The organism is Flavobacterium notoginsengisoli, assembly GCF_042686225.1.
Classification (GTDB): domain Bacteria; phylum Bacteroidota; class Bacteroidia; order Flavobacteriales; family Flavobacteriaceae; genus Flavobacterium; species Flavobacterium notoginsengisoli.
Map to the genome: position 1 here is coordinate 888,350 of NZ_JBHUOT010000001.1, position 22,722 is coordinate 911,071.

At 35.6% G+C, this 22,722-nt stretch carries 16 protein-coding genes; 12 read left to right on the forward strand and 4 right to left on the reverse strand.

What is annotated here, in order from left to right; all coding sequences use genetic code 11:
- Positions 1 to 35 precede the first annotated feature (35 nt).
- Complete coding sequence (locus ACFS3A_RS03775) at positions 36 to 1,010, reverse strand: DUF6268 family outer membrane beta-barrel protein (protein ID WP_379823995.1); 975 nt, start codon at positions 1,008 to 1,010, stop codon at positions 36 to 38.
- A gap of 377 nt (positions 1,011 to 1,387) precedes the next feature.
- Here ACFS3A_RS03775 and ACFS3A_RS03780 point away from each other — a divergent pair, with 377 nt between their 5' ends.
- The 5 genes from ACFS3A_RS03780 to ACFS3A_RS03800 all read left to right on the forward strand — a co-directional run bounded on the left by ACFS3A_RS03780 (position 1,388) and on the right by ACFS3A_RS03800 (position 8,046).
- Positions 1,388 to 2,095 carry a LytR/AlgR family response regulator transcription factor gene (locus ACFS3A_RS03780; RefSeq protein ID WP_379823996.1) on the forward strand — a complete coding sequence of 236 codons (708 nt, stop codon included), beginning with the start codon at positions 1,388 to 1,390 and terminating at the stop codon, positions 2,093 to 2,095.
- A 382-nt stretch (positions 2,096 to 2,477) separates the two neighbouring features.
- Positions 2,478 to 3,044: a porin family protein gene (locus tag ACFS3A_RS03785; RefSeq protein ID WP_379823997.1), complete on the forward strand. Its 567-nt coding sequence runs from the start codon at positions 2,478 to 2,480 to the stop codon at positions 3,042 to 3,044.
- A 295-nt stretch (positions 3,045 to 3,339) separates the two neighbouring features.
- Positions 3,340 to 3,843, forward strand: coding sequence for a hypothetical protein (locus tag ACFS3A_RS03790; protein WP_379823998.1), 504 nt, complete (start codon positions 3,340 to 3,342; stop codon positions 3,841 to 3,843).
- 89 nt (positions 3,844 to 3,932) lie between these two features.
- Positions 3,933 to 4,415: a hypothetical protein gene (locus ACFS3A_RS03795; RefSeq protein WP_379824000.1), complete on the forward strand. Its 483-nt coding sequence runs from the start codon at positions 3,933 to 3,935 to the stop codon at positions 4,413 to 4,415.
- 346 nt (positions 4,416 to 4,761) lie between these two features.
- The gene (locus ACFS3A_RS03800) at positions 4,762 to 8,046 is read left to right on the forward strand and encodes an AsmA family protein (RefSeq protein WP_379824001.1); all 3,285 of its coding nucleotides are present in this window, start codon (positions 4,762 to 4,764) and stop codon (positions 8,044 to 8,046) included.
- Positions 8,047 to 8,109: 63 nt separating this feature from the next.
- On the opposite strand, the gene ACFS3A_RS03805 is transcribed toward ACFS3A_RS03800, so the two are convergent.
- From ACFS3A_RS03805 to ACFS3A_RS03815, 3 genes are all read right to left on the reverse strand, one after another.
- Positions 8,110 to 11,166, reverse strand: a complete 3,057-nt coding sequence (locus ACFS3A_RS03805; RefSeq protein WP_379824003.1) for a DNA polymerase III subunit alpha — start codon at positions 11,164 to 11,166, stop codon at positions 8,110 to 8,112.
- 3 nt (positions 11,167 to 11,169) lie between these two features.
- Positions 11,170 to 12,351, reverse strand: coding sequence for a DNA polymerase IV (gene dinB / locus ACFS3A_RS03810; protein ID WP_379824004.1), 1,182 nt, complete (start codon positions 12,349 to 12,351; stop codon positions 11,170 to 11,172).
- A 629-nt stretch (positions 12,352 to 12,980) separates the two neighbouring features.
- Entirely contained in the window at positions 12,981 to 13,199 is a 219-nt protein-coding gene (locus ACFS3A_RS03815) for a hypothetical protein (protein ID WP_379824005.1), read from the reverse strand.
- A gap of 668 nt (positions 13,200 to 13,867) precedes the next feature.
- Here ACFS3A_RS03815 and ACFS3A_RS03820 point away from each other — a divergent pair.
- The 7 genes from ACFS3A_RS03820 (at position 13,868) to ACFS3A_RS03850 (ending at position 22,055) form a co-directional block, all read left to right on the forward strand.
- Entirely contained in the window at positions 13,868 to 15,169 is a 1,302-nt protein-coding gene (locus tag ACFS3A_RS03820) for a hypothetical protein (protein ID WP_379824007.1), read from the forward strand.
- A 217-nt stretch (positions 15,170 to 15,386) separates the two neighbouring features.
- Complete coding sequence (locus ACFS3A_RS03825) at positions 15,387 to 15,692, forward strand: polyhydroxyalkanoic acid system family protein (protein WP_330914147.1); 306 nt, start codon at positions 15,387 to 15,389, stop codon at positions 15,690 to 15,692.
- Positions 15,693 to 15,718: 26 nt separating this feature from the next.
- Complete coding sequence (locus tag ACFS3A_RS03830) at positions 15,719 to 17,032, forward strand: metallophosphoesterase family protein (RefSeq protein WP_379824008.1); 1,314 nt, start codon at positions 15,719 to 15,721, stop codon at positions 17,030 to 17,032.
- Between the two features lie 9 nt (positions 17,033 to 17,041).
- Positions 17,042 to 18,088 (forward strand): GTPase-associated system all-helical protein GASH, encoded by a 1,047-nt coding sequence (locus ACFS3A_RS03835; RefSeq protein WP_330913460.1) that lies wholly within the window; start codon positions 17,042 to 17,044, stop codon positions 18,086 to 18,088.
- 11 nt (positions 18,089 to 18,099) lie between these two features.
- The gene (locus tag ACFS3A_RS03840) at positions 18,100 to 19,155 is read left to right on the forward strand and encodes a TRAFAC clade GTPase domain-containing protein (protein WP_379824010.1); all 1,056 of its coding nucleotides are present in this window, start codon (positions 18,100 to 18,102) and stop codon (positions 19,153 to 19,155) included.
- 34 nt (positions 19,156 to 19,189) lie between these two features.
- Positions 19,190 to 20,044, forward strand: a complete 855-nt coding sequence (locus ACFS3A_RS03845; protein ID WP_379824011.1) for a TRAFAC clade GTPase domain-containing protein — start codon at positions 19,190 to 19,192, stop codon at positions 20,042 to 20,044.
- Complete coding sequence (locus ACFS3A_RS03850) at positions 20,037 to 22,055, forward strand: GAP1-N1 domain-containing protein (RefSeq protein ID WP_379824012.1); 2,019 nt, start codon at positions 20,037 to 20,039, stop codon at positions 22,053 to 22,055. The genes ACFS3A_RS03845 and ACFS3A_RS03850 overlap by 8 nt, the downstream gene beginning before the upstream one ends.
- The last annotated feature ends 667 nt before the right edge of the window (positions 22,056 to 22,722 follow it).

Sequence of the window (22,722 nt, forward strand, 5' to 3'; positions counted from 1 at the left end):
AATTGCATGTGATTTATTAATACAGGGTGCGCCCATTAAAAAAGATTATAAGACAATCCCGCATTTACGTACAATTGGCCATCTTGTTTATTCTCAATAATATACATACTGGTTTTTTCTCCTTTTTCGGTAATTCTGGAAGTCACAACGCTGTTCAGGCCTCCTTTTAGGGTCACGATGAAGTTTTTAGCAAAATTATATTCATACATAATCCCGGTTTTTAATTCCAGCTGATTTAGTTCGTAAGTCCCTTTCAGGCTCTCATTGTCAAAATTGATATAAAAATTTTCACTGTCAAGCTCCGTTCCAAAGGAGAAGCGTCCATTTTCAAGAAGCTGACGCTGGAACTTTATACGCTGGGGCAGTATGATATCAATTTTCCATTCCGAGCGGTCAAACTTGTGTTCGTAGGTAAAAACCGGCGAAAATGGAATGATGGAGGAGGGGTCTAATAGTGCGGCAGCACCAATAGTTATCGTTGTGTTTTGTGTTCTTTTAAGCACCATCGCTGCAGTTATGAGCCCTTTTACACGCTGCACATCCTTATCATTACCGTCCACGGTAACAGAAGCATTAAAAAAAACAGGCTTTCTGAATAACGAAGAAAAGTAGGTTGCACTCACAGACTCTGATAAATAATGGAAATTTTGGTCAGCTCTGGAAGCACTGGTATTTGAAATATAATTGTAGACATCCCCATAGTGGTATGTTTCATATTTATATCGCATTGTATTGGTAATAAAAAAGCGCTGCGATTCTGACTTGTATAAAGGGATATTTGCGGCGATTTTTACTCGGGAATGATTGCTGACCTCCGCTTTTTCAAAATCTTGATCAAGAAACTTTGTGTCATAATTTGTTCTGCCCATTGTCTCATATTGCACATCGAAAGTTCGTGTTACGGGAAACTTGTCTGTAATTGCTGTACCGGCTCTTCTGGCTGCATTATTCTGCGCAGCAGCGGTTAAACCTAAAAAAAGAAGCAGGTAATAAATCTTTCGTATTCTCATGGAAGAAATTGTAATCAGTTAATTTTGAGGGACTACTTCCCCCGCACTGATGCAAAAGTACTGACCATGAGGGGCAGAGAGTTGAGATTTTTCATCAACGCCACAGTAATTACACAAACGCCGTTCGTGTAATTTAGTGCCGCTTGGTAGATCTGTAATAAAATTATAGGCTAATTTTGCAATTATGAAGCTGATAAATGTTTACCAGTAATATAGCCTGTGCTTTAAAATGCAGAATAATTTTCTTGATAAGAAGATGCAGCACAGCGGAACACGAATCGGGCTGTCAGATCTGAAGAGGCATTGAAGGTTATAATTACAAAAAATGAACATACTTATAATAATCAAGATGATTTATTCATTACAAAATTAAACTTATGGGGATTATCTACCGATGTCTTATCATAGATGATGAATCGCCAGCCCATAGGGCGTTGGCATCACATATTTCTAAATTTGATTTTTTGGAACATACTGCCAGTGCTTTCAGCGGCAGACAGGCACTGCAGATGCTTAATGAGTTTGAGTACGATGTGATTTTTCTGGATATCAATATGCCTGTGATTTCAGGTGTGGACTTGATGGAATTACAGCCCAACAGACCCCTTACGATTGTAACAACGGCTTACTCAGATTATGCTTTGACGGCATTTAAGCACCAGGCAATAGATTATCTGCTCAAGCCCATTTCACTCGAAGATTTTACCAGAGCTGTTGAAAAACTAAGGGTTTATTATGCAGGATATGAATTATCGAAGGAAAAACCGGCTGAAAGCAAAATCCTGACATTTAAAATTAGTGGTGATAACCACTCCTTTGCCCTTGATACAATTATCTGTATAGAAAGCTTTGGGCATTATCTAAAATTACATGTGGAGGACAACAAGACACCAGTTGTAATTTACGGGACTTTACTCAATTTACTAAGTGAAATAGAGGATCCTGATTTTATCAGGGTACACCGCTCCTTTATTATCAATACAAAAAAAATTAAATCGTATAAGCAGAACCTGGTGGTTCTAAATAATGAAAAAACTGTGCCGGTGGGCAGAAAATATAAAATCCTTCTGGATGGAAACAATTGATTCTTGACTGGTTATTGAGCATTCAGGCAGGAAATGATATTTTGTAGATTTTGGTGAAACTGTTTTTTTATTTTTCAGCTTATTGCCCTAGATGTTCTAAAGGAAAGCTCTCTGATTTTCATACAGAAACAGCCCCAAGCTTAATTTTTTTAGTCCATGTTTTAATTTTTCGTTCTTCCGTTAAAAAAAGCATACTTAATGTTTTAATAAATGTGCTACTCAAAAGTAGAGAGAAGGGTATGTATCGTACCGGATCTGGTTGAGTTTTACTTAATATTTATTTTTAATGTCGCTGGTGTAAAATATTTGTCGTTCGTGTAAAAAAAGTGGAAGCATTTTTATTATCCAATACTTTTACGCTGAATTAAAAATATAAACAATAATGAAAAAGTTTTTTTTACTATCCGCCTTATTTGTTGCACTAACAGGGTACAGCCAAATCCACATCGGCGCCAAGGCAGGGGCAAATTTGAGCAAGCTTGACGGGCAGGCTTTTGATGATAAATTCGAATTTGGGTACCAGTTAGGAGGTTTTGTATACTTCAATCTTACTGATTTTGTAGGAGTTCAGGGGGAGGTCTTATTTAATCAGACCAACACAAAGGTCAGTGATGATTACAGAGATGTTTTTGATAACGCGTTCAAGAAAAATAAAACTCTTAATTACGTAAGTGTACCAGTTTTATTAAGACTAAACAGTGAAGGCCTGATCACTATTTTGGCAGGTCCGCAATTCAGCTTTCTTGCCAATAATGATGATAGTTTCGTAAAGAATGGGAAAAAACTTTTCAAAAAAACCGACTTTTCAGCTGTTGCCGGGGCGGAGATCAATATCAGGCCATTGACTATTTATGCAAGGTATGTCTGGGGATTCTCGGATATAAGCGATTTTGGTAATAAGGCGAACAGTGAACAGTTCCAAGCAGGACTGTCGCTGCGGTTGTTTTAACTTAAAGCAGGCCCGTATTAAATATTAATACATTTTGACTTAGGCAGTATGGGCCGCTTTTTAATTCTGAGTTATTTTTGAAGCCTGTTTTAAAATTGAATATCGAAAGGGCTTTCAGATTATTCGATGGCAGGTGTAAAGTAAAGAGTGGTTTTGGTTATTCCAGTTCCTCTGAATTGAAATAAGCGGTCCCTGCTTATGTTAAAAGAAAGACTTATCCGTAACTAACGGGTCAAATAGTAAAAAATGCCATCGATAATTTTGATATGGCAGCTAATATAAAAAATAATGCTGTTTGAAAGAGACCAATTATACGATAGTAGACTTTCTGTATGGAAAAAGTGATGATGTTTTCGAACGTTTGATAAAAGTGGACCTTGCTAAAGTAGTAAAAAGGCACGGCATGTTTCCCGGAGTACAAAGACATACAGGAAGCGATACGGGATTTACATCTGGATCAGAAAATGTTTTGTACTTTGATGATTATTCCATAATTGAGCAGGATGTGCTTTTTTACATACCTAACATTTCATTTGTTTTAAGGTTTTTCAATGCAAAAGGATCTCTGAGTTATTTTATAAGAGAGGTTCGGTGTTATGTAAGTGTAAATCAGCTGTATGGTGATATTGTACAGCTTACCTTTGATTTTACTTTTATTACTTCTGGAGCATTTCAGAATTTCTTCTTTAAGCTTCTCATTAAGCAGCCCCTAATATCTTATATCGAGATTGGTTACAGCAATTTAAAGATAAAGCTGGAAAGCAGTCCTTATATCTTAGAGGGTAGAAGGCTTCGCTGACCAGGATAACCTTTGTTCTGTTCATTTTTTTATGCACACCTGCCTGCTTTTTAAGATTCGGACAGAACGGTGTCAAATAACTTATTTCAATGTTTAAATTTTTTAATTACCGAACACAAAAGATTGTGCTGACTACTGTTGCAGAAGGCACTCCAAAAGAAATTATAAGCAGATTGCGGCAAATAAGGCTGCGGAGTTTTATAAATAGAATAGCAGGAAATCCGGCTTATGCAGATGGATCCTGGTTTTTAAATAAAGATGGTTTCAATCAATATTCCATGATCGTAAAAAATGAGAATATCGTAAAAGAATCACTAAAAGAAATTACGCCTTATATAAGCTATTTGGGGGAAATTAAAAACATAGCTTCTTTTTTCGGATGGATCTGCCCGAAGGTTACCTACCAGATACTTTGTTATAAAAGAGAGAATGAGATATGGATATGCTGGAATTACACCTTTCAGATTGGGGGCATTCTGAAGGGACTTTATTTTTTATGGTTTATGAAAAATAGAGTAAATGTAAGTATTGAAAAAATCACTTGTCAGGCTTTTACGGCTTTTGCCGTATAGCTCTGCCAATGAACGGTTCTAAGGAAAATGCTGAGTAGGTTGCCGGATTCTTTAGAACTGTTAATTTGATCTCCTGGTGATAAAGGATTGAATTTTGTATTTTTTCAGTAACAGTAAGGTGCAGAAGCTTTGAAGCTCATCTGCACCTGCCTATCCGTTAGTGGAGATATAGATAGAATAATTTTGTGCTTTACTACGGCTCCATCATAGAAATTATTGAAAAGCTCATGCCAATTTTAAGAGACAGCAGGATGCAGTTAACATGGTTATTTTTGAGTTAATATTACAGCGGGTACCGGGTGATTAAATCTCTATTTTTAATTTTTAAAAGATATTTTCAGAGCATATGATTAAGAAATTTTTAAAGAAAGCGTCAATTATAATCGTAACACTATTATTATTAGTACTGCTGCTGCTTACCATCATTCCTTACTTTTTTAAAGAAGAAATAACAGCTAAAATAGAAAGTATTGCTAATGAAAAACTAGATGCGGCGGTGCATTTTGATGAAATTGGGCTTTCTGTTTTCAAACATTTCCCTGCCTTGATCGTTTATGCAAAGAATGTCAGTATAACGAACAAAAAAATTCAATTCACTTCACACAACATAGTAAAGGCCCAAACAATGTCAGCAGGTCTTAATTTTTACAGTTTATTGAAAGGGAAAATTGTTTTAGATGCTCTTTATTTGGATGATGCGGATTTAAATTTAGAAATTGATCCCAAAGGGAATGCAAATTTTAATATTGTAAAACCCGCTAAATCTTCTCCAGATACTACCCAGACCGAATTTAAAATCAAGATGATCATCATAAAGAAGACCAACCTGACTTACAACGACAGAAGTGTTCTTCTGAAATTCAAAGTCCAAGACCTTAACTACAAAGGGACCGGCAATTTGAGCGAGGCTGTTTTTGATCTTAATTCCAGTTTAAAAATAAAAGCATTCGATTTCAGTCTAAATGGGGTCGATTATGTACGCAGCAAACCAATAAATGCCGAAATTGTAACTTATATAGATGCCAAAGCACTTAAGTTTAAATTTGAGCGTAATGCCATCCGTATTAAAAATTTTCCTTTCTCCTTCAACGGCCATTTCGCTTTCATTAAAGGAGGTTACGATTTTGATTTAAGGATGCAGTCCAAAAGTTCTACATTAGAAGAGCTGCTCTCGCTAGTGCCACCGGCCTATGATCAGTGGCGTGAGCAGATGACCATCAGCGGTAACATTAATTTTGGAATTTTTGCTCGCGGAAGGTACATGCAGGACCAATCAGAAAAACCGGTTGTATCGGCAGATCTGCAGGTTACCGGCGGTGCAATTGCTTATAAAAAAATTAAAGAACCGATAACAGATATCAATATTGCAGCCAAAGCAGAGGTGCGTGATTTAGATATTAATAAACTAAAATTTGATTTAGAGAACCTGTCTTTTACTCTGGATAAAAGAAAAACGGTAGTTAATTTTCATTCAGAAGGTTTTAAAAAGTTAAAGATTAAAACCTTGATAAAAGCTGATCTGGATGCAGTAAAGTTTAAAGAAGCCTTAAATCTGAATCAGCATGATATCCGCGGGGATATTGCTCTTAACTTAAAAGCTGATGGTATATTTTTAAGGGAACCAGGCTTCAGTTCCCATTTAAACAAAATAGATACGATCATCAAAAGTATCCCCAAATTCCAGTTAAATTTCTGTTTAAAAAATGGATATCTAAAAAATAAGAACAAACCAGATGCTGTTAAAAATATTAATCTAAACCTGATTGTAACAGCCAAAGACAGTATCCTGCGTAATATTACCGGCAGGGTAAGCAATTTAAACATTCAGGCAATGGATAATTTTATACGCGGTCATTTCGAACTTCACAAATTATATCCGTTGACAGTAGACACAGAATTAGAATCTAAAATTAATTTAGCAACCCTACCTAGATTTTATCCCTTAGACAGTCTTGAGGTAAAGGGCGATCTAAATTTAAAAATCAGCATGCATGGGATTCTAAACCTTAAGCAGAAAAAATATCCCTCGTCCAAAATGGTGGTAAATATTAAAAACGGGTATCTAAAATCACTTAAATTCCCGAGCATACCTGTAGAAAATATAAATGTGAATGCCGCTTTAAAAAGTACAAAAGGTACGGGAGAAGATTTAAATATAAAATTGGAGCCGGCAGAATTTATTTTTGCAGGATCCCCATTTAAAGTCGAGGCAGAAGTCAGTAATCTTTATGATTTAGTGTACAATATCAAAACCAACGGAACCTTGGACCTTGGCAGATTAACACAGCTGTTTCCAGTCAAGGACGTTAACATTACTGGGATAATCCAGTCCAACCTTACTGCAAAAGGCTCTAAGAAAGATCTGGATTCCAGAAATTACGACAATATCAAAAATGGCGGAAAATTTGAAGTTAAAAACATAGTAATCAAAAGTGTCATGTTCCCGGAGTCTTTTCAAATTTCTAAGGGAACATTCAAGTTTTTTAAAGATGAGATGCGTTTCGAGGAAATTAATGCTGCATATGGTAAATCGGATCTTGTATTGAATGGTTATATCCATAACATTCTGCGATATTTATTCAATCGAAAACACCTTCGCCAGTCCAGCGAAAAACTGGAAGCGGATATCAATCTTTTTAGTAGCCATATCAATACGAATGAGTTTTTTGACATGGTTGCAAAATACACAGACCAGAAAGTCGAAGAAGAAGCACCGCAGAAAATTGACTCGGCCGCTGTACAGACTGCAGTTAAAAACAGCAGTCTCAAAACTCAAAACTATGTCATCCGAATTCCGGGCACGGCAGATCTAAAGATTGCGGCCAAAGTGAACAGTTTTCAATTTGACACCTATAAAATTAATGATTTTGCAGGAGACCTGACCGTTAAAGACCGCAAAGTCCAAATCACGCAGGCTTCTTTTAATATGGCAGGCACAAAGATAGAGATGAGCGGTGACTATAAAGCGCAGCACCGTCTGCTGGCTAAGTACAATGCTAATTTTAAGGCCAGTAATTTTGATATCCAGCGTGCTTACAAGGAAATGCCGATTTTTGCTGACCTGGTAAGTATGGCCAAGGATGCCTATGGTCTGGTGTCGGTAGATTACAAGCTTTGGGGGAGCATTGACCAGAATATGAATATTGATTTTAAATCTATAGCCGGGGAGGGGACACTGACCTTGGAAGATATCAAATTCAAAAATTTTAAAATTTTAAACCATGTAGCTAAAAAAGCATCTGCGGCAGACTTAGAGAAGGCATCATTTAATAAAATAGCCATTCATTCCACTATCAGAGACAATGTCATGACTATTACGCCCACAACAATGAAGATGGCCGGTTTCAGGGGAAAGCTTGAAGGGCAGGTTACGATGGACGGTAAGTTAAATGTGGGATTTCGTTTAGGGCTGCCACCTCTGGGGCTTATTAATATCCCAATGAAAATTACCGGTACGGCAGAAGATTTTGAAATTTCTACTGGTAAATATAAAGAAGACACTACCTTTTCTGAACAGAGCGAGCTTAACAGCCTGCAGCCTGAACAGCGACCATTAAGAGAAAGCGATACTTTAAAATTCTATCCCGCAGATTTAAAAAAGGCAGACTCACTAAAATCAAGATATAAATAGAAACAGTTTATTTATTTTTTATTGCAGGGAAGATTTCTATTAGTATTTTTTTAAACCTGCACATCATGTTTTCATTTTAAGCCTGGGCAGATTAATCTCATGTTCCTGGGGATATGGTGCACGATGAGTCATGCTGACATCTTCCCTTATCTGCTCGTGAACCTTAAACTGCCTGTTATCAGCATTGGAATAACGAGGATCAGCAATGAAAGGCATTTTTGCCATTTTAGTCACGATAATTGCTGGAAAGTGATAATCGACTTCCACATTTCCCGACAGCAGGTAACATCCGCCGCCCTGAAAAGGGTATTTTGCCAGACTATCTGTAAAGTGCGCTGTATCAAAGAATTCACCATTAGCATCTATCCACGTTCCAAAATACATAGCACCCATTTTAGTAGGCACATGTTTGCGGGAGATAAGATAAGCCAGCATACGTACTGTTTTTTTGTGATGCTGGAGCAAATCTTTTGCCATAACATCACCCCTGAAATTCGTTTTCAGTAAATCAAAAGGGGAGCAGGATACAGGAAAACTTAATAGTTCAATTTCATCAAAGGCATCCTCAAATTCGCAGCGTTCCAAAGTAGGGAGCTCATATTCCTTTACAGGTTCCTGAATCAGCATAAGGGTTCTGTTCTCAGGTTTGAAATTGACCAGTATCAGTCTTGCAATAACAAGCAGCTGGTTTTTTGTTTTGCCGGTAAAACGCAGTGCACCGATAAAAATTAAGATTTGAATTCCTTCAATGCCAATTGGAATACGGTTGATGAAATCTTCAATGGATTTATATGCGCCATTGTTATCGCGTTCGCTTTGTATTAAAAATGCTGTTTTAGACTCCAGACTCTGAAGGTGCATAAAACCAAGATAAACATCCGTGCCGTATAATGTTGTTTCAAATTCGCTTTTGTTTACACAAGGGTTATGAATGACAGCGCCTGACATTTTTGCTTCATGCACATAAACTTCAGTTCTGTAAAAACCGCCCTGATTATTAATGACGGCTACCATAAATTCCACTGGATAATGCACCTTTAAGTAAAGGCTCTGATAACTCTCTACAGCATAAGAAGCAGAATGCGCCTTGCAGAAGGAATAACCGGCGAAAGATTCTATCTGTCTGTAAATTTCCTCGCTAAGTTTCAATTGGTGGCCTTTTTCGGCGCAGCAGACAAAGAAATTGTCCTTTACTTTTTGCAGTGCCGCTTTGGATCTTCCTTTTCCCGACATAGCGCGCCGCAGAATGTCCCCATCTGCGGCAGGGAGCCCGCCATAGTGCAGTGCAATTTTAATAACATCCTCCTGATATACCATAATGCCGTAAGTCTCGCCTAACTGCTCCTGGAAAACCGGATGGAAATATTCGAATTTATCGGGATGATTGTGCCTGAAAATATACTCCTTCATCATCCCCGACTGGGCCACACCGGGACGAATGATAGAGGAGGCGGCAACAAGTATTTTATAGTTATCACACTTCAGGCGTCGCAGCAGACCGCGCATAGCAGGGCTTTCGATGTAAAAACATCCTATTGTTTTACCTTCTCCCAAGTATTCATTGCACCTGATTTCATTTTTTGAAATGGTGGTGTCGCGTATATTCAGCCGTATGCCTCGGTTTTTTTCAATGAGTTTCACGCTGTCATCAATGTGCCCGATGCCTCGCTGGCTTAGAATATCAAATTTTTCCAGTCCGATATCCTCTGCGGTATGCATATCAAAAAGTACGATAGGAAAACCTTTTGGCGGCATTTCCAAAGGTGTGTAATTTGTGATAGGCTCCTCGGAGATCAGTATGCCGCAGGAATGCATACTTCTCTGGTTTGGATATTTTTCTAAAAGCATTCCAAATTCCTGTACTTTCTTCACTACCTTATTTGCGGCGTGAAGCTGCATTGGATTTTTAGCCAGCGCATCGAGTTCTTCTTTGGGAAGACCGAAAACTTTGCCTACTTCACGAAATATAGACTTGTACTTGAATTCAACATTTGTACCGCAGAAGGCAACGTGATCGTAACCGTACGGTGAAAAGATATATTCAAGGATCGTATCTCTCTCTTTCCAGCTCCAGTCAATATCAAAATCAGGCGGGCTCTTTCGGTTAAGGTTCAAAAAACGCTCAAAATACAAGTCAAGTTCCAGCGGGCAGATATCGGTTATGCCCAGGCAGTAGGCGATGATGCTGTTAGCACCGCTTCCTCGTCCGATATGAAGAAATCCCTGAGAGTTGCTGTACCTGATAATATCCCATGTAATTAAAAAATAACCGCTGAACTCCAGCTGGTCAATTACTTTGAGTTCTTTGAACATGCGGGACTTGGCCTCAGCATTATTTTTGCCGTAGCGCCACTCCAGGCCCTGCTTGGCCAGAGTAGTCAGCAGGTTGATGTCATCTTGCCTATTATTGGTGTAAAATTTCTTGTTTTTTGGAGCCTTAAAATCAAATTCAAAATTACACTGCTCTATTATTTTTTTCGTGTTGGCTATAATACCGGGATACTGCTCATAACAGGACAGAATCCTTTGAACTGCCACCATTACCTCTGAATCCCTGCAGGAATCAGCAGGGGAAAGTTTAGACAAAATAATATTCAGGTCAATTGCGCGGAGGATTTTATGAAGTTCATATTCCTTTTTGGTTCGAAAAGTTACCGGCTGGAGTATGACCATTTTTTGCTGCCTTTCTCTCCACTGGGATAAAATTAGTTTTTGAAGCTGCTCGGGACGAATTCCGATGTATTCATTTTCCTTTAATACCGGCGGTGCATTCTCAAGTGGATAAATTACAAATACGTCTGAGAACTCCGGAGCAGATTCAGGCAGGGCGGTTTTGTCAAAATTGTGCTGGGTCAAAAAACGGTTCATTTCAGCGAGTCCCCCTGCATTTTTAGCCAGTCCTATAAAACGCATTTTATGTTCCGAGCGGAATTCCATTCCGATAACAGGTTTAATACCGACCGCCTCACAGCCTTTTATAAAATCATAAATTCCTGTCACCGTATTGATATCAGTAAGCGCCATAGCAGTTACACCGCAGTTTACCGCTCGGGCAATCAATTCCTCCAAAGGAATTGTGCCGTAGCGAAGCGAGTGAAACGAATGACAGTTAAGATACATGGCTTAGGATTTACGTTTTAAAATTTCATCTTTGGTATTAGGTTTGAATGTAGCCCCGGCGCACCGCATAACTGCATCAAAGCCGTATCGGCTTTTCATTTTGTCCATGGCCTGGTAAAGCGCCAGCATCTCTTCGGTATCCTGAAAAAGATCGATCTGGTAAGTGCCCCGGACAAGTCCGCTGAACCGAACCCCGATAAGACGAAGTCGCATTCGGCGCTGGTATAATTTGTCAAAGAGTTCGGTCACGGTTTTAGTGAGAATGTGATCGGCAGATGTATACTGCACCCTGCACTGCTTGGTTTCAGTGTCAAAATTCGCATAGCGTATTTTAATGGTTACCGTTGAAGCCAGCCACTCTTCTGAGCGCAGCTGAAAGGCAAGCTTTTCCACCATTCCCAGTATTATTCTTTTGAGCTTATCAATGTCAATGGTATCCTGTGAGAAAGTATGTTCAGTGGATATGGATTTTCGCTCTGTGTAGGGTTCTACTGGATTGTTGTCTATGCCGTTGGCTTTTTTCCATATCTCGATCCCGTTTTTTCCGATCATCTGCTGGAGCACTTCTGCCGGCATTTTGGAAAGGGTTTCAATTTTTCTGATCCCGATACGCGAGAGAAGTTCAAAAGTTTTCTGGCCTACCATTGGAATTTTCTGCACGGACAGCGGATTTAAAAACTGCTGTACCATATGCTCTGGAATCTGAAGGTTCTCCTTTTGTTTTCCTTCTCCGGTACCGATTTTGGAAACGGTTTTATTGACCGATAATGCAAAAGTGAGGGGAAGCCCGGTTTCTTTTGTAATAGTCTGTGCCAGTTCATCAGTCCACTTATAACTCCCATAAAATTTATCCATTCCGGTAATGTCCAGATAGAATTCATCGATGCTCGCTTTCTCTACTACGGGCGCTTTTTCCTGAATGATTTCTGTAATATCATGGGAAAGCCTGGAGTATAATTCCATATCGCCTTTCATTATTTTGGCCTGTGGGCAGAGTTTCATGGCCATATGGATGGGCATTGCAGAGCGTACGCCGAATTTTCTTGCTTCATAGGAGCATGAAGCCACAACGCCCCTGTCGCCGCCGCCGATAATCAGCGGTATACCGTTTAATTCAGAATTCGTTAGCCTTTCGCAGGACACGAAAAACGTATTCATATCAATGTGTACAACTGCTCTTTCCATAATCTTTTCCTTTTATACAGGATAAAATTAGTACAGATAATAACAATTTTGAATTTTTATATGTTATAAATAGCAACAAAATTTAAGAATCCTTGTTTTATAGAAGGTTAGAGCAGGCCGGTTTCGAATCGGTTTTGGGTTTATTCAGAATTTACGGCGGATTGAAAAACGCAGGAAATGGGATATCTCTTGAGTCAAATTTTTTTATGAAGTTGAATGATGCTTTCTTTTGGAAGCTCTTCCCGCTATGCGTTCCAAACTTTTATGCCGAACTCTGGCACAAAAGGATTTCACTGCTATCGGGGCTGGGCCATCTGGAGTGACTTTTTTAGTTTTTGAAGCACTGGGTATTGGAACTTTTTGCTATAATAAAAATAATGAGCTGCTCATCAAACAAAGATTTGCTGCAATGCTTTGCCTTAGAAAGTAACAGCGATTAAATATTCTAAATAGGCTTGCGGAACTTAATCAGATATGAGGGATAAAATTAATGCCGGCACGCTTTTTCTTCTATTATTTTTACAATATTTCCACTGACAAGAGTGCACTGGGCAAAAGCTTTGCTGGATCCGGTTAAAAAACTGTTTTTTGTTTCTGAGGGGAATATATCACAAGTGGACTCCTAAAGGTTACCCGTTTATTTTTTCCTTGTGGTGCTGGGAGAGCCATTTTTCCATTTTTTGGAGCAGCTGTATTTCTTTTGGATCACCTAAAGGGTCTTTAAGTCCAGTGAGGGTTCTCTGGTAATTGAATTTTTTATCTTCAAAAAGGCAGGTGAACCTGGGGAACTCATTGTGGGATACCAGCCAGTTGTCATTCTCTTGTTTTTTAATTTTAAACTTCTTCATTTTTCTTGATCTCCATAAAAGCAGCATTTTTTTTAATAATTACTGTATTGCGCTGTTTTTACTTGTGAATTCTAAACTGCAAAAATAGAACATTATTGCTACAGGTGCCCGATAGTATAAATTTAGAGCTTAAATGGGAATCTTTCTTCTGCTGTCCTAAAAATAGAGCTTTTTCTCTTTTAATCTGCAGGGCTTGAATTGACGATGTATTGGGAATTCTTGCCGGATTTTCTTTTATAAAATGCTATCTTAATCTTCTTTGCTGAAAAATGTATTCAGCACCTTTTTTGCAGAATATCTTTTTCCTATTTAATATTCTTAATTTCTTTTTTTAGCTGTAATATTTCTTTTTGACTAGTATCTGAATCAGATTAAAGTTGGAAATTACGGTTTTCCGTAATAAATTTTTATTTTTTTTTATTTCTTTTGTAATTATTGCTTTAAACGGTGTATTATCTCTTTAAAGTTTAATAGAAAAATTATTACAGGTATTAAAAGGATTAGCTTAAAAAGATGCAAAGAGATTTTACAAAGTCAAGTAATGAGCTACATAATATATAATTTTGACTTTTAATGTACTTTTAAGTATGATTGAAAATTGTAAGATAATATTAAAAAATATAATATATCTAAATTAATAAATAAACAAACTAATTTAATTTTATAAAATGATAACATTAGAAAATGAAGAAAGAGGATCCTATTCCTTGGGTTTTTTGCATATTAAAATTAATACGACAGAAAGCCTTAATAATTTAAATGAATTAGTTAAAAACAACAGCTTGACTTTTTCCACTTTTCTTCATGAGTATATTCACTTTTTACAAAATTTTACTACCACAAGCGGTTTGTACTCCAGTTCGTTTTATATTCAGCTTATAAAGTACACTGTTACAAAGATTAAAGAAAACAAAGCGTCAATTATACAACTTCCGGTAGGCATTGATGATGATTTTAATAGATTGTCAATTCATTCATTAAATACGATCTATCTGGGTGATCGTTTTTTAAGAAATAGGGTAATTTATAGAAGTTATTATTTTGATGAAGTGCAAATTATCGATTTAAGCGATAATGTGCCGATTAAAGTAAAGAAATATTTTGTTGAATACACAAATATGGACAGCTATAAGGAAGAAAAATATAATTTTGGAATCACTGCTTTAAAAGAGCTTGTAGCCCATAAAATACAGAATAGTTTTGAGGAAGTTAACCACCCCGATATTCCATATTTAATTGCCGAATTAATAATAGACAAGGAATTGCCTGAACTTAAAGACAATGATAAATTAAAAATATTGTTATGTGATGCGGCGCTGATGCATCTTCATCCTGCACAGTTATTTTTTGAAACCATAGAAAAATTAAAGGGTACAAGTTATCCGAAATCGCCAGCTTTGTTTTATAAGCATATTTTTAAGGATTTACGCTATGAAGGCAAGCTTGGCAATTTTCCAAATACCATTAAATTGTTTGACCACATTTATCAGGATATTTGTTCTAATTACAAAGATGCTTTCAAATCAGAAATTTTTAATGAAGAGTTGATATGGCTGCTTCATATTTTAAAAAATGCACGAGAAATTCGTTTAAGGAATCCTCTTTTTATAATAGATTTAATAAATTCGAAGGGGAAGTTTACAATACAGTTTAAGAGAATAATAAAACAATTAGGAACCCCTTTTTTTATAAATTCCCTTGACGAGGGAGGTTTTATACCTCCGGCAAAACTTAAGAAGATTCCCAAGCAAGTTTATATTTTGTTTTCAGCGGCGGAATTATTGTTAAATGCCCATGGAAAAAAAGGATGTGCAATGTTTGGGTTATGTTCAAAAAATTATGTTGAAAAAAATGTGACGAATGACTTTTGCAAGTCCAATCCGTTTGAAAGGATAGGCGAGGCTGATGCCTGCTCATTTGTTCAATTATGTAAGACATGGGGAATACATGAAAAACAATATGTCATATAATTTTTTTGAATCTTTTTACAATCGAAACTGCAAACTAAAATTCTTGGAACAGTTATTTACTTCTCTCTTCATGATTCTGATCATGGTAAGAGTGTCTAATCTATTGTCTTAATAATTTATTGAAGCGCTATGCAGAAATTGTATTTTTTAATTAAGTTAAATTGTTTGCTTATAATATTTAAATTTTTGATTATGTTTAAGGAAAAAAAAATGTACTTTGTCTAAAATAAAAGTCTCAGTAAACCATCAGTTAAAGCATGATGAAGCATTAAGTCGTGTTAAAAAATTTTGTGAGACTGCCCCAAAAAGATTTGCTGATCAAGCTTACGATTTGAAATTTACCTGGAATGGCTCCACAAATAATTTTAGTTTTAAAGTTGGAAGCGCTAAAATTAGTGGTACTTTAGCTGTTAATTCAACCAATGCAGTTGTCGTTTGTGCTATTCCTTTTGTATTTCTTCTTTTTAAGAGTCAGATCGAGGAAACGGTAAGACAACATGCAATTCAAATTTTAAAAAAATAGCTGTTAGGCTAAATCAATTCATATAAATGGCACTTAAAATTTTACACATTTCTGATATTCATTTCAAACATTATAAAAATTTCGAATGCCTTGATTTGGATAAAGATATTCAAAGGGAAATCGAACACGATTTATCTGGCTTGAAGAGTGAATATGGCACCATTGATGTTATCTTAATTGGGGGAGATATAGCGTTTTCCGGAAAGTTGGAAGAATATGCTCAGGCAGATCAATGGATTAAACGCATTTGTGAAATCACGGGTTGCAAAGAAGAAAATGTTCTTATGGTTCCCGGTAATCATGATGTAGACAGAAGCAAGTTTAATCCAATTTTAAAAAATCTTCATCAAAGTTTCAAAACTTTACGCAGCAGACGCGATATCGATTATCAAATATCAGAATTTATTAGGGATCCCGAATCAGCTTCCATATTATTGAGCCCGTTCCATAATTATAGAGCATTTGCCCAAAAGTACGGTTCTATTCCGGAAGAAACTAATTTATTGTACTGGGAGAAGGACTTCAATGTAGACAATTGTGTTTTAAGAATTAGAGGAGTTAATTCTGCTTTAATTTCAAATGAAACGGATGAAGAACATACATCGAAATTAATTTTAGGTTCCCACCAAAGCAATATTGTAAGGGATAATGGGGTGGTTTATTTGGTATTATGCCATCATCCGCCGCAATGGTTGTATGATATGGATGATACAGTTCGGGATTTTAATGCTCGGGCAAAAATTCTTTTGTATGGGCACAAACATTCGTTTAGTGCAGATACCTTTAACAACAGCCTTGTTCTATCGGCAGGAGCAATGCAGCCCTCCCGAAATGAATCAGATTGGGAGCCGCGCTATAATATTATTGACCTGCAGATTGATAATTTGAATGATCCTGTTCAATTAGCGGTAAAACTTTATGAAAGAAAATGGAATAAAAGAGATAAAGCATTTGATGCTGAATATTCTCGAAATGGAGAAGATTTCAAGAAATTTAGCTTAAAGCTGACGGAACACGAAATTCGTGCATATGATGAATTTACTAAGAATGTTGAAGAGAATGATAATGAATTAGAAAATAATCCAATGGCTGAAAATATTATTGATCCAAGCATTTCAGATCCTAAAAGAAAATTAGCCTACATGTTTCTTAGTCTGCCTTATCACACAAAGCTTATTATTGCTGTGAAACTTGATTTGATTGATGACAGCGACAGTGATTTGGAAGAAATAAAAAAGACTCAAAATTATTTTAGGAGAGCAGATGAAAAGGGAAAATTGCGTGAACTTTGGGATGAGGTAACACAGCAGTCCGGTAATAAACTAACTAACCCATTTTAAATTATAAATATGATTGAAAAATTACCGCAATGGTATAAAGTTGCTTCATTAAGTGCTTTAAACACTGAGATTATAGATAAACGTAGTGCCTCTATCAAGGAAATATTAAGTGAAAAAGATCGCGACTGGTTTTTGGAATGTGTAAGGTATTATTTAGGGAAGGCACAAAAAAATAAAGATTTTAAAGATCAGTTTTTTGCTTTATTTAAAAAACATGATTCAGTACTATTGGAAGATGAGTTTGAATTAGAGGGCAGAGTATTAGCCGGAGCAATAGTTGCAGAGTCTATTATTGCAGATTCTGAGTCGAGTATATATTGTGCACTTGCATTGATTTCGGGTAATTTTGGTATGGAACTTTCATCTATTATAAATATTGATGTTTTACAATCAGCTCTTGATTATCTTAAAAAAGAATCTTTACAGGTTAGAAAGCTTAGAGCCCCGGTAACAACTCCGGTAAAATATCCGGCATTAAAAGAAGATGGTGCGACTCTTGAAGCTGTTACTGCTTATGCTAAATCATTGACACAGGCTATTAAGGTTTTTGAAAAAAATGCGGATAACCAAAAGAGTTCCTTTGAGCATAATCTGAGTGTTCTTAAAGAAGAATCTGAAATTCACTGGTGGATTTTTAGAGAATATTGCAATACCCTTGAAATGCCAATTAAGGACTTGTCCGGTGCTGAGGCTCCTTTGGCAGTTGCGAAAGACTTGTATGAATTAATTAGCATGTATCTGCCTCCAGTTAATTTTAAAGAATTTCTGCGTATTGAAATAGCTAAAATTCCTGACGGACTTGAAAAAGAATTCACAGTTAGTGAATATGTTCATGCTTTATGTCAAAAAGATGAATTGCGCATTGAAGATGCTGAAAATGATGCTTATTACAATCTTTGCCCTTTGCATTTCGCATGCTCTCAAGCTGCCCAGTTTGAGACAGCCGCTTGGGTTTCAATATTTGAACAGAAGACTGGATTAAAATCGGATACAAATTTTAAATCAATAGATATAGCCGAACAATTTTTAATAGAACAGACATTATTTAATTTATAATTTTTTATTATATGGCAAGTTGTAATGAAGATGGCTGCTCTGTTTTAACGTTAGGAAAATGTGTGAACGGATTAGAACTAGATGAATGTCCGCACTATAGTAAAGAGGACAATGATAATGTAGCTGCTCAAGAGATAAATGATGAAGATTTAGATCAAGATGATCAGGATAATCAAAGTTTTCTAAAGGCCAATGAAGTTAATAGAGAAAATTTAAAAGATGTCCACTCCGGAAAAGCTTTAACATTGGATGAAGCAAATAAAATTGCAAAATCTGTTTTAGCCCGTGTTATTGTGCTGGCCGGGATGCCCGAGGCAGGAAAAACCACATTGCTTCTTACTTTAATGCATCTATTCTCCAGCAAATTATCTTTTAAGGAGTATATTTTTGCAGGATCCCAGACATTAATAGATTTTGAGGAAAAAAGTCATCCTTCTAAAATTGATTCCGATATTAGTACACCTGAAACCGGAAGAACTCCTGTAGGACCGCATACTTTTATGCATATTGGAGTTGCAGATTTAGCGACGTTAAACAATAAAATAAATTTGTTATTCACTGATATTTCAGGGGAAACTTTTAAAGCATTGAAAGATTCTGCCGAAGAGTGTCAAAAATTTGAGTTAGGGGCTAGAGCAGACCATTTTGTATTGTTCTTTGATACTAAAGATTTGACATCTTTAAAAGAGAGAGCAAATTCTAAAGCAGCCGGTTTAGGCATGCTAAGGGGGTTGACAGAAGCAGGAACTCTTTTGCCTACTACTAAAATTCAAATTGTTTTTTCAAAATGGGATCTTTTTGACCAGGAAAAAAAAGAAAATAATTTGCAGTTTTTGGAAGTTTTAAAAGATGAAATAAGAAAAAATTACGGAGAAAAATATGCTGTATCATTCTATGAAATATCATGTAGATCTAAAGATGGAACTTTTACTTTTGGATACGGTTTAGATAAGTTATTTTTGTCTTGGGTAAACCAATCCCAACTAGATCATAATGAAATTCAGAATTCAGAAGTTGAGAATGAATTTGAGCTAAGCCAATTTTTGAAGTTTAAGTATAATCAATAACTATATGTCCAAGAAATCTAAATCTAATAAATGTATGTTTTTAGGTTTGCCAAACTCAGGTAAATCATCTTTTATAGGCGCTTTCTGGCATGTTGTAGAAACTGGAGAGATTGATGCGCATTATAAAGTAACTACCCAGCCGAGCGATAGAGAATATTTAAATGCATTAAGAGCATCTTTTTTAAATTGTCAGGCTCCAGAAAGAACAAAAACGGATTTTGTTAAAAATATTGAGTTATCAATTCTAGACAAGACAAGTAAAGAAGAAATTGAATTAGTTTTTCCTGATCTTTCCGGAGAAACTTTTTCCAGCCAGTTTGCTTATCGTAAAATTACTGATGATTATATTGATCAGATTCAAAATTGCAATGGAATAATGTTATTCATAAATCCGGATTTCGTAAAAAAAGCAAATCTAATTGCAGATTCCTTTTTAATGTTCGGTAGTGAAGAACTTAGTAATAATGTTGAAGAATCTGCAAGTTCCCTTGTTCCCTGGGATGTTAAGATGTCTCAGACACAAGTTGTAATCGTGGATGTTTTACAGATGATTTTTAAGTATATTACAAAACCATGTAAAATTTCGATAGTTGTTTCGGCTTGGGACTTAATAAAAAATATGCCTTTAGCAGAAAATATACAGACACCAGCGGAGTGGCTTAGTAGGGAATTGCCATTATTAAAACAATATTTGGACGCAAATAACGCTTCATTCAAATATAATGTTTTTGGAGTCAGTGCACAAGGAGGCAGTTATAAAGAGGATGAAAACGATATAATTTCAAAGCTTCAGGAATTGGTAAAACAGTCAGAAAGAATTTGTGTTCAGCATGAAAGTGAAATTACAAACGATATCACTATTCCGATAAAATGGCTTATTAATGGATAATTTAAATTCAATAAAAATTCACCAGACTTTGCATGGATATAGTAATGGACATTCATTATTAGCATCTTCAATTGAATTGGATTCAGAAATTAAGAGAGTAATGCTTCCTATTAGCGATATGTCAGGAAGCACAATGATTTCTGGGTTTGAAAGTTACATTACGGGCTATCCTTTAAAAGATGGTAATTTTTATGCACTTTCAAAGACTTGGTATGCCCCTGAAATGAAAAGGCCCGGATGTGTTTACACTCATACTCTTTTAATTGACTTTACGGATCTGCCTAAAATTAAAGATATTTATCAGCTATTATCTTTATTTAAACGTCCTGGTTCTGAAAAAGTAAAATTCTCAGATTACGAAAAATCTTTAAAGTATAATACAAATAATCATAACACAAATAATCAGAGTCTAGTTTTTTTAAAAGAAAAATATGAAAAAACTATAAAAGAAATTTTGTTTCATCTATACAGTTTTTCAAACACATTGTTTTTAAAAAACAAACAGTCATTAGAAGATTTTGAAAGAATTTTTCTACTGATATGGATGCAGCAATGGCCCAGATTAAAGCGTAACTTCAGTTTTTGCACCGGGGCTATTGCTCCAAGAATTTTTGCAAACACATTACTGGATCTACAGCTGGTTTCTCCTAAATTAGATTCGATTTTCACATCGGATAATAATGTTCTGATATTAGAACAGAATTCAGGTATAAATATTAATATGCCTGAATGGGTAAATTTGGCTTTTGAAAGTTTATTTAATCCATCAAATACTTTAATTAGATATTTTAATTTTTTTGGATCAGATTTTACAGCCAGGAGATCTTCGTTTAAAGTACTGAGTGAAACTTATCTATTTTTTTACAAAAATAACCCAGCTCTACCTGAGTGTATAGATTATATAGCAAAAAATTTTCCAGCGCAGAAAGACGGGCGGAGTTTGAAAAATTCAATTTTTGGTTATCAAAAAACGCAGATAAATGAAATATTGCCCAATTATGATGAAGCGGCAATATTATATCATTTTGCCATTACAGAAGACTTTATGACATTTGATTACGAAAAATTAGATTATTGCAATAGATTCTGTAATTATTTTTTAGAACTTTCAGAAAATTCCCTGCTTTTGCTGAAAGAGATTTTGGCAAAAGATATTAATCAGCAGGCAATGAATTCAATGTCAAGTCTAGCATTGAAACTTGAAAGCAGCAATGATTTAAAATCAATATGGAACGATGAATATTTATCCTATGTCTTTATCAATTTAAATACTGATTTTGCTTACAGGAAGGAATTTTGGCAGCACAATGTTAAAAATCATTTAGAATTAATTGTAAATCTTCAGTATTTAAATGAAAAAAATATTGATTGGCAAACCATTATAGGAATATTAATTGAAATTAATTCTCCTGTTGATCCGGTTATGTTTAAAGACTATCATTTGGAAATACAAAATCTTGTATTAGATAGGATTAATAATAATTTGAATGTGAAAATTGGAGAGAATTGGTTGAAAACTTTAACTGCGGGACCATCTTTGCAATGGTTTAGCAAACAGGAGAATTTTAGCACACCGGTTATTGAAAGACTGATTTACGTATTTAACCCTAATTCTAAACAAGTAATAAATGTCGGCTTGACGCCATGGCTGAATTACATCCAAAAACTTAATAATCCAAACGAAATGTTATCATTGGACGCAAAAAGTTTCCTATTGGCATTAGCTTTTAATTGTAAAGAAGAAAAAGGAAAAAAAATCTTTGAGTCTACGGTTGAAACGGTTTATTTTGCTTTAGCTAACGAGATCCTTAATTTTTATTTATGGCAGAACATTCAGCTGCATACAAAATCATTAGGTTTATTTAAAGATTGGGATAAGTGTAAAAAGCTTTTGAATGCAGTGGCGGATCAGTATATTAAAAACCGTTGGGATATTGCAGATCTTCTGGATAATTTTAAAAATAAAGAATTAGTCAATAGAATGTTTACCCAGTATAGGAAAAGAAAATGATTACTTATCCCGGCAGTCAGGGAACGTTTATATACTCTGAAAAATTGTGTATTTCAATGACCATGAAATATTAAAAGCGTTGGATAAATAAAAAATAATTATAATTTAGAAAATTGCTTTTGAATAAAATATTTAGTTGAAGTAAGCGAAAAAGGTGAACAATTTGGTTCGCCTTTTTTTATATAATCTGTTGTGCTAAAATTATTGATGACGATGTAACAGCTTTTTTAAGAAAACCTTTTTATCAGTAATTTTTACCCAAGTTTCCAGTGTTTTTTTTTGAGATAATGTGCTTTCAAAATAGCATTTTATGCCTTCATGATTCAGCAAATTTATGTAATAAGTTATTGCAGGTATTGGCCTGTTGCTTTTATAATACTTCTAAAACCCATATAATTGCCTGTCTTGATTTTTAGTTGTTTTTTATATAAAATTATTGGAAGTTCATAAGCCGGTGGCGCCGTTTTAAGAATCCGTCTTCGAGGCCGTCTGTTTTTTCTTTCCCTCTGCTTTTTATCCTTGCGTATCCCTATTTCTTCCCGTTGCTTTTTTGATTAAAGACCCAGTATGCTGTTTGTCCGATTTCAAGAGCAAAGGTAACTCCGTGTTCTAAACCCACAGGCAAGGCCGAGCCTTTCAGGTTTGCTAAAAAAATCTCCACCCATTC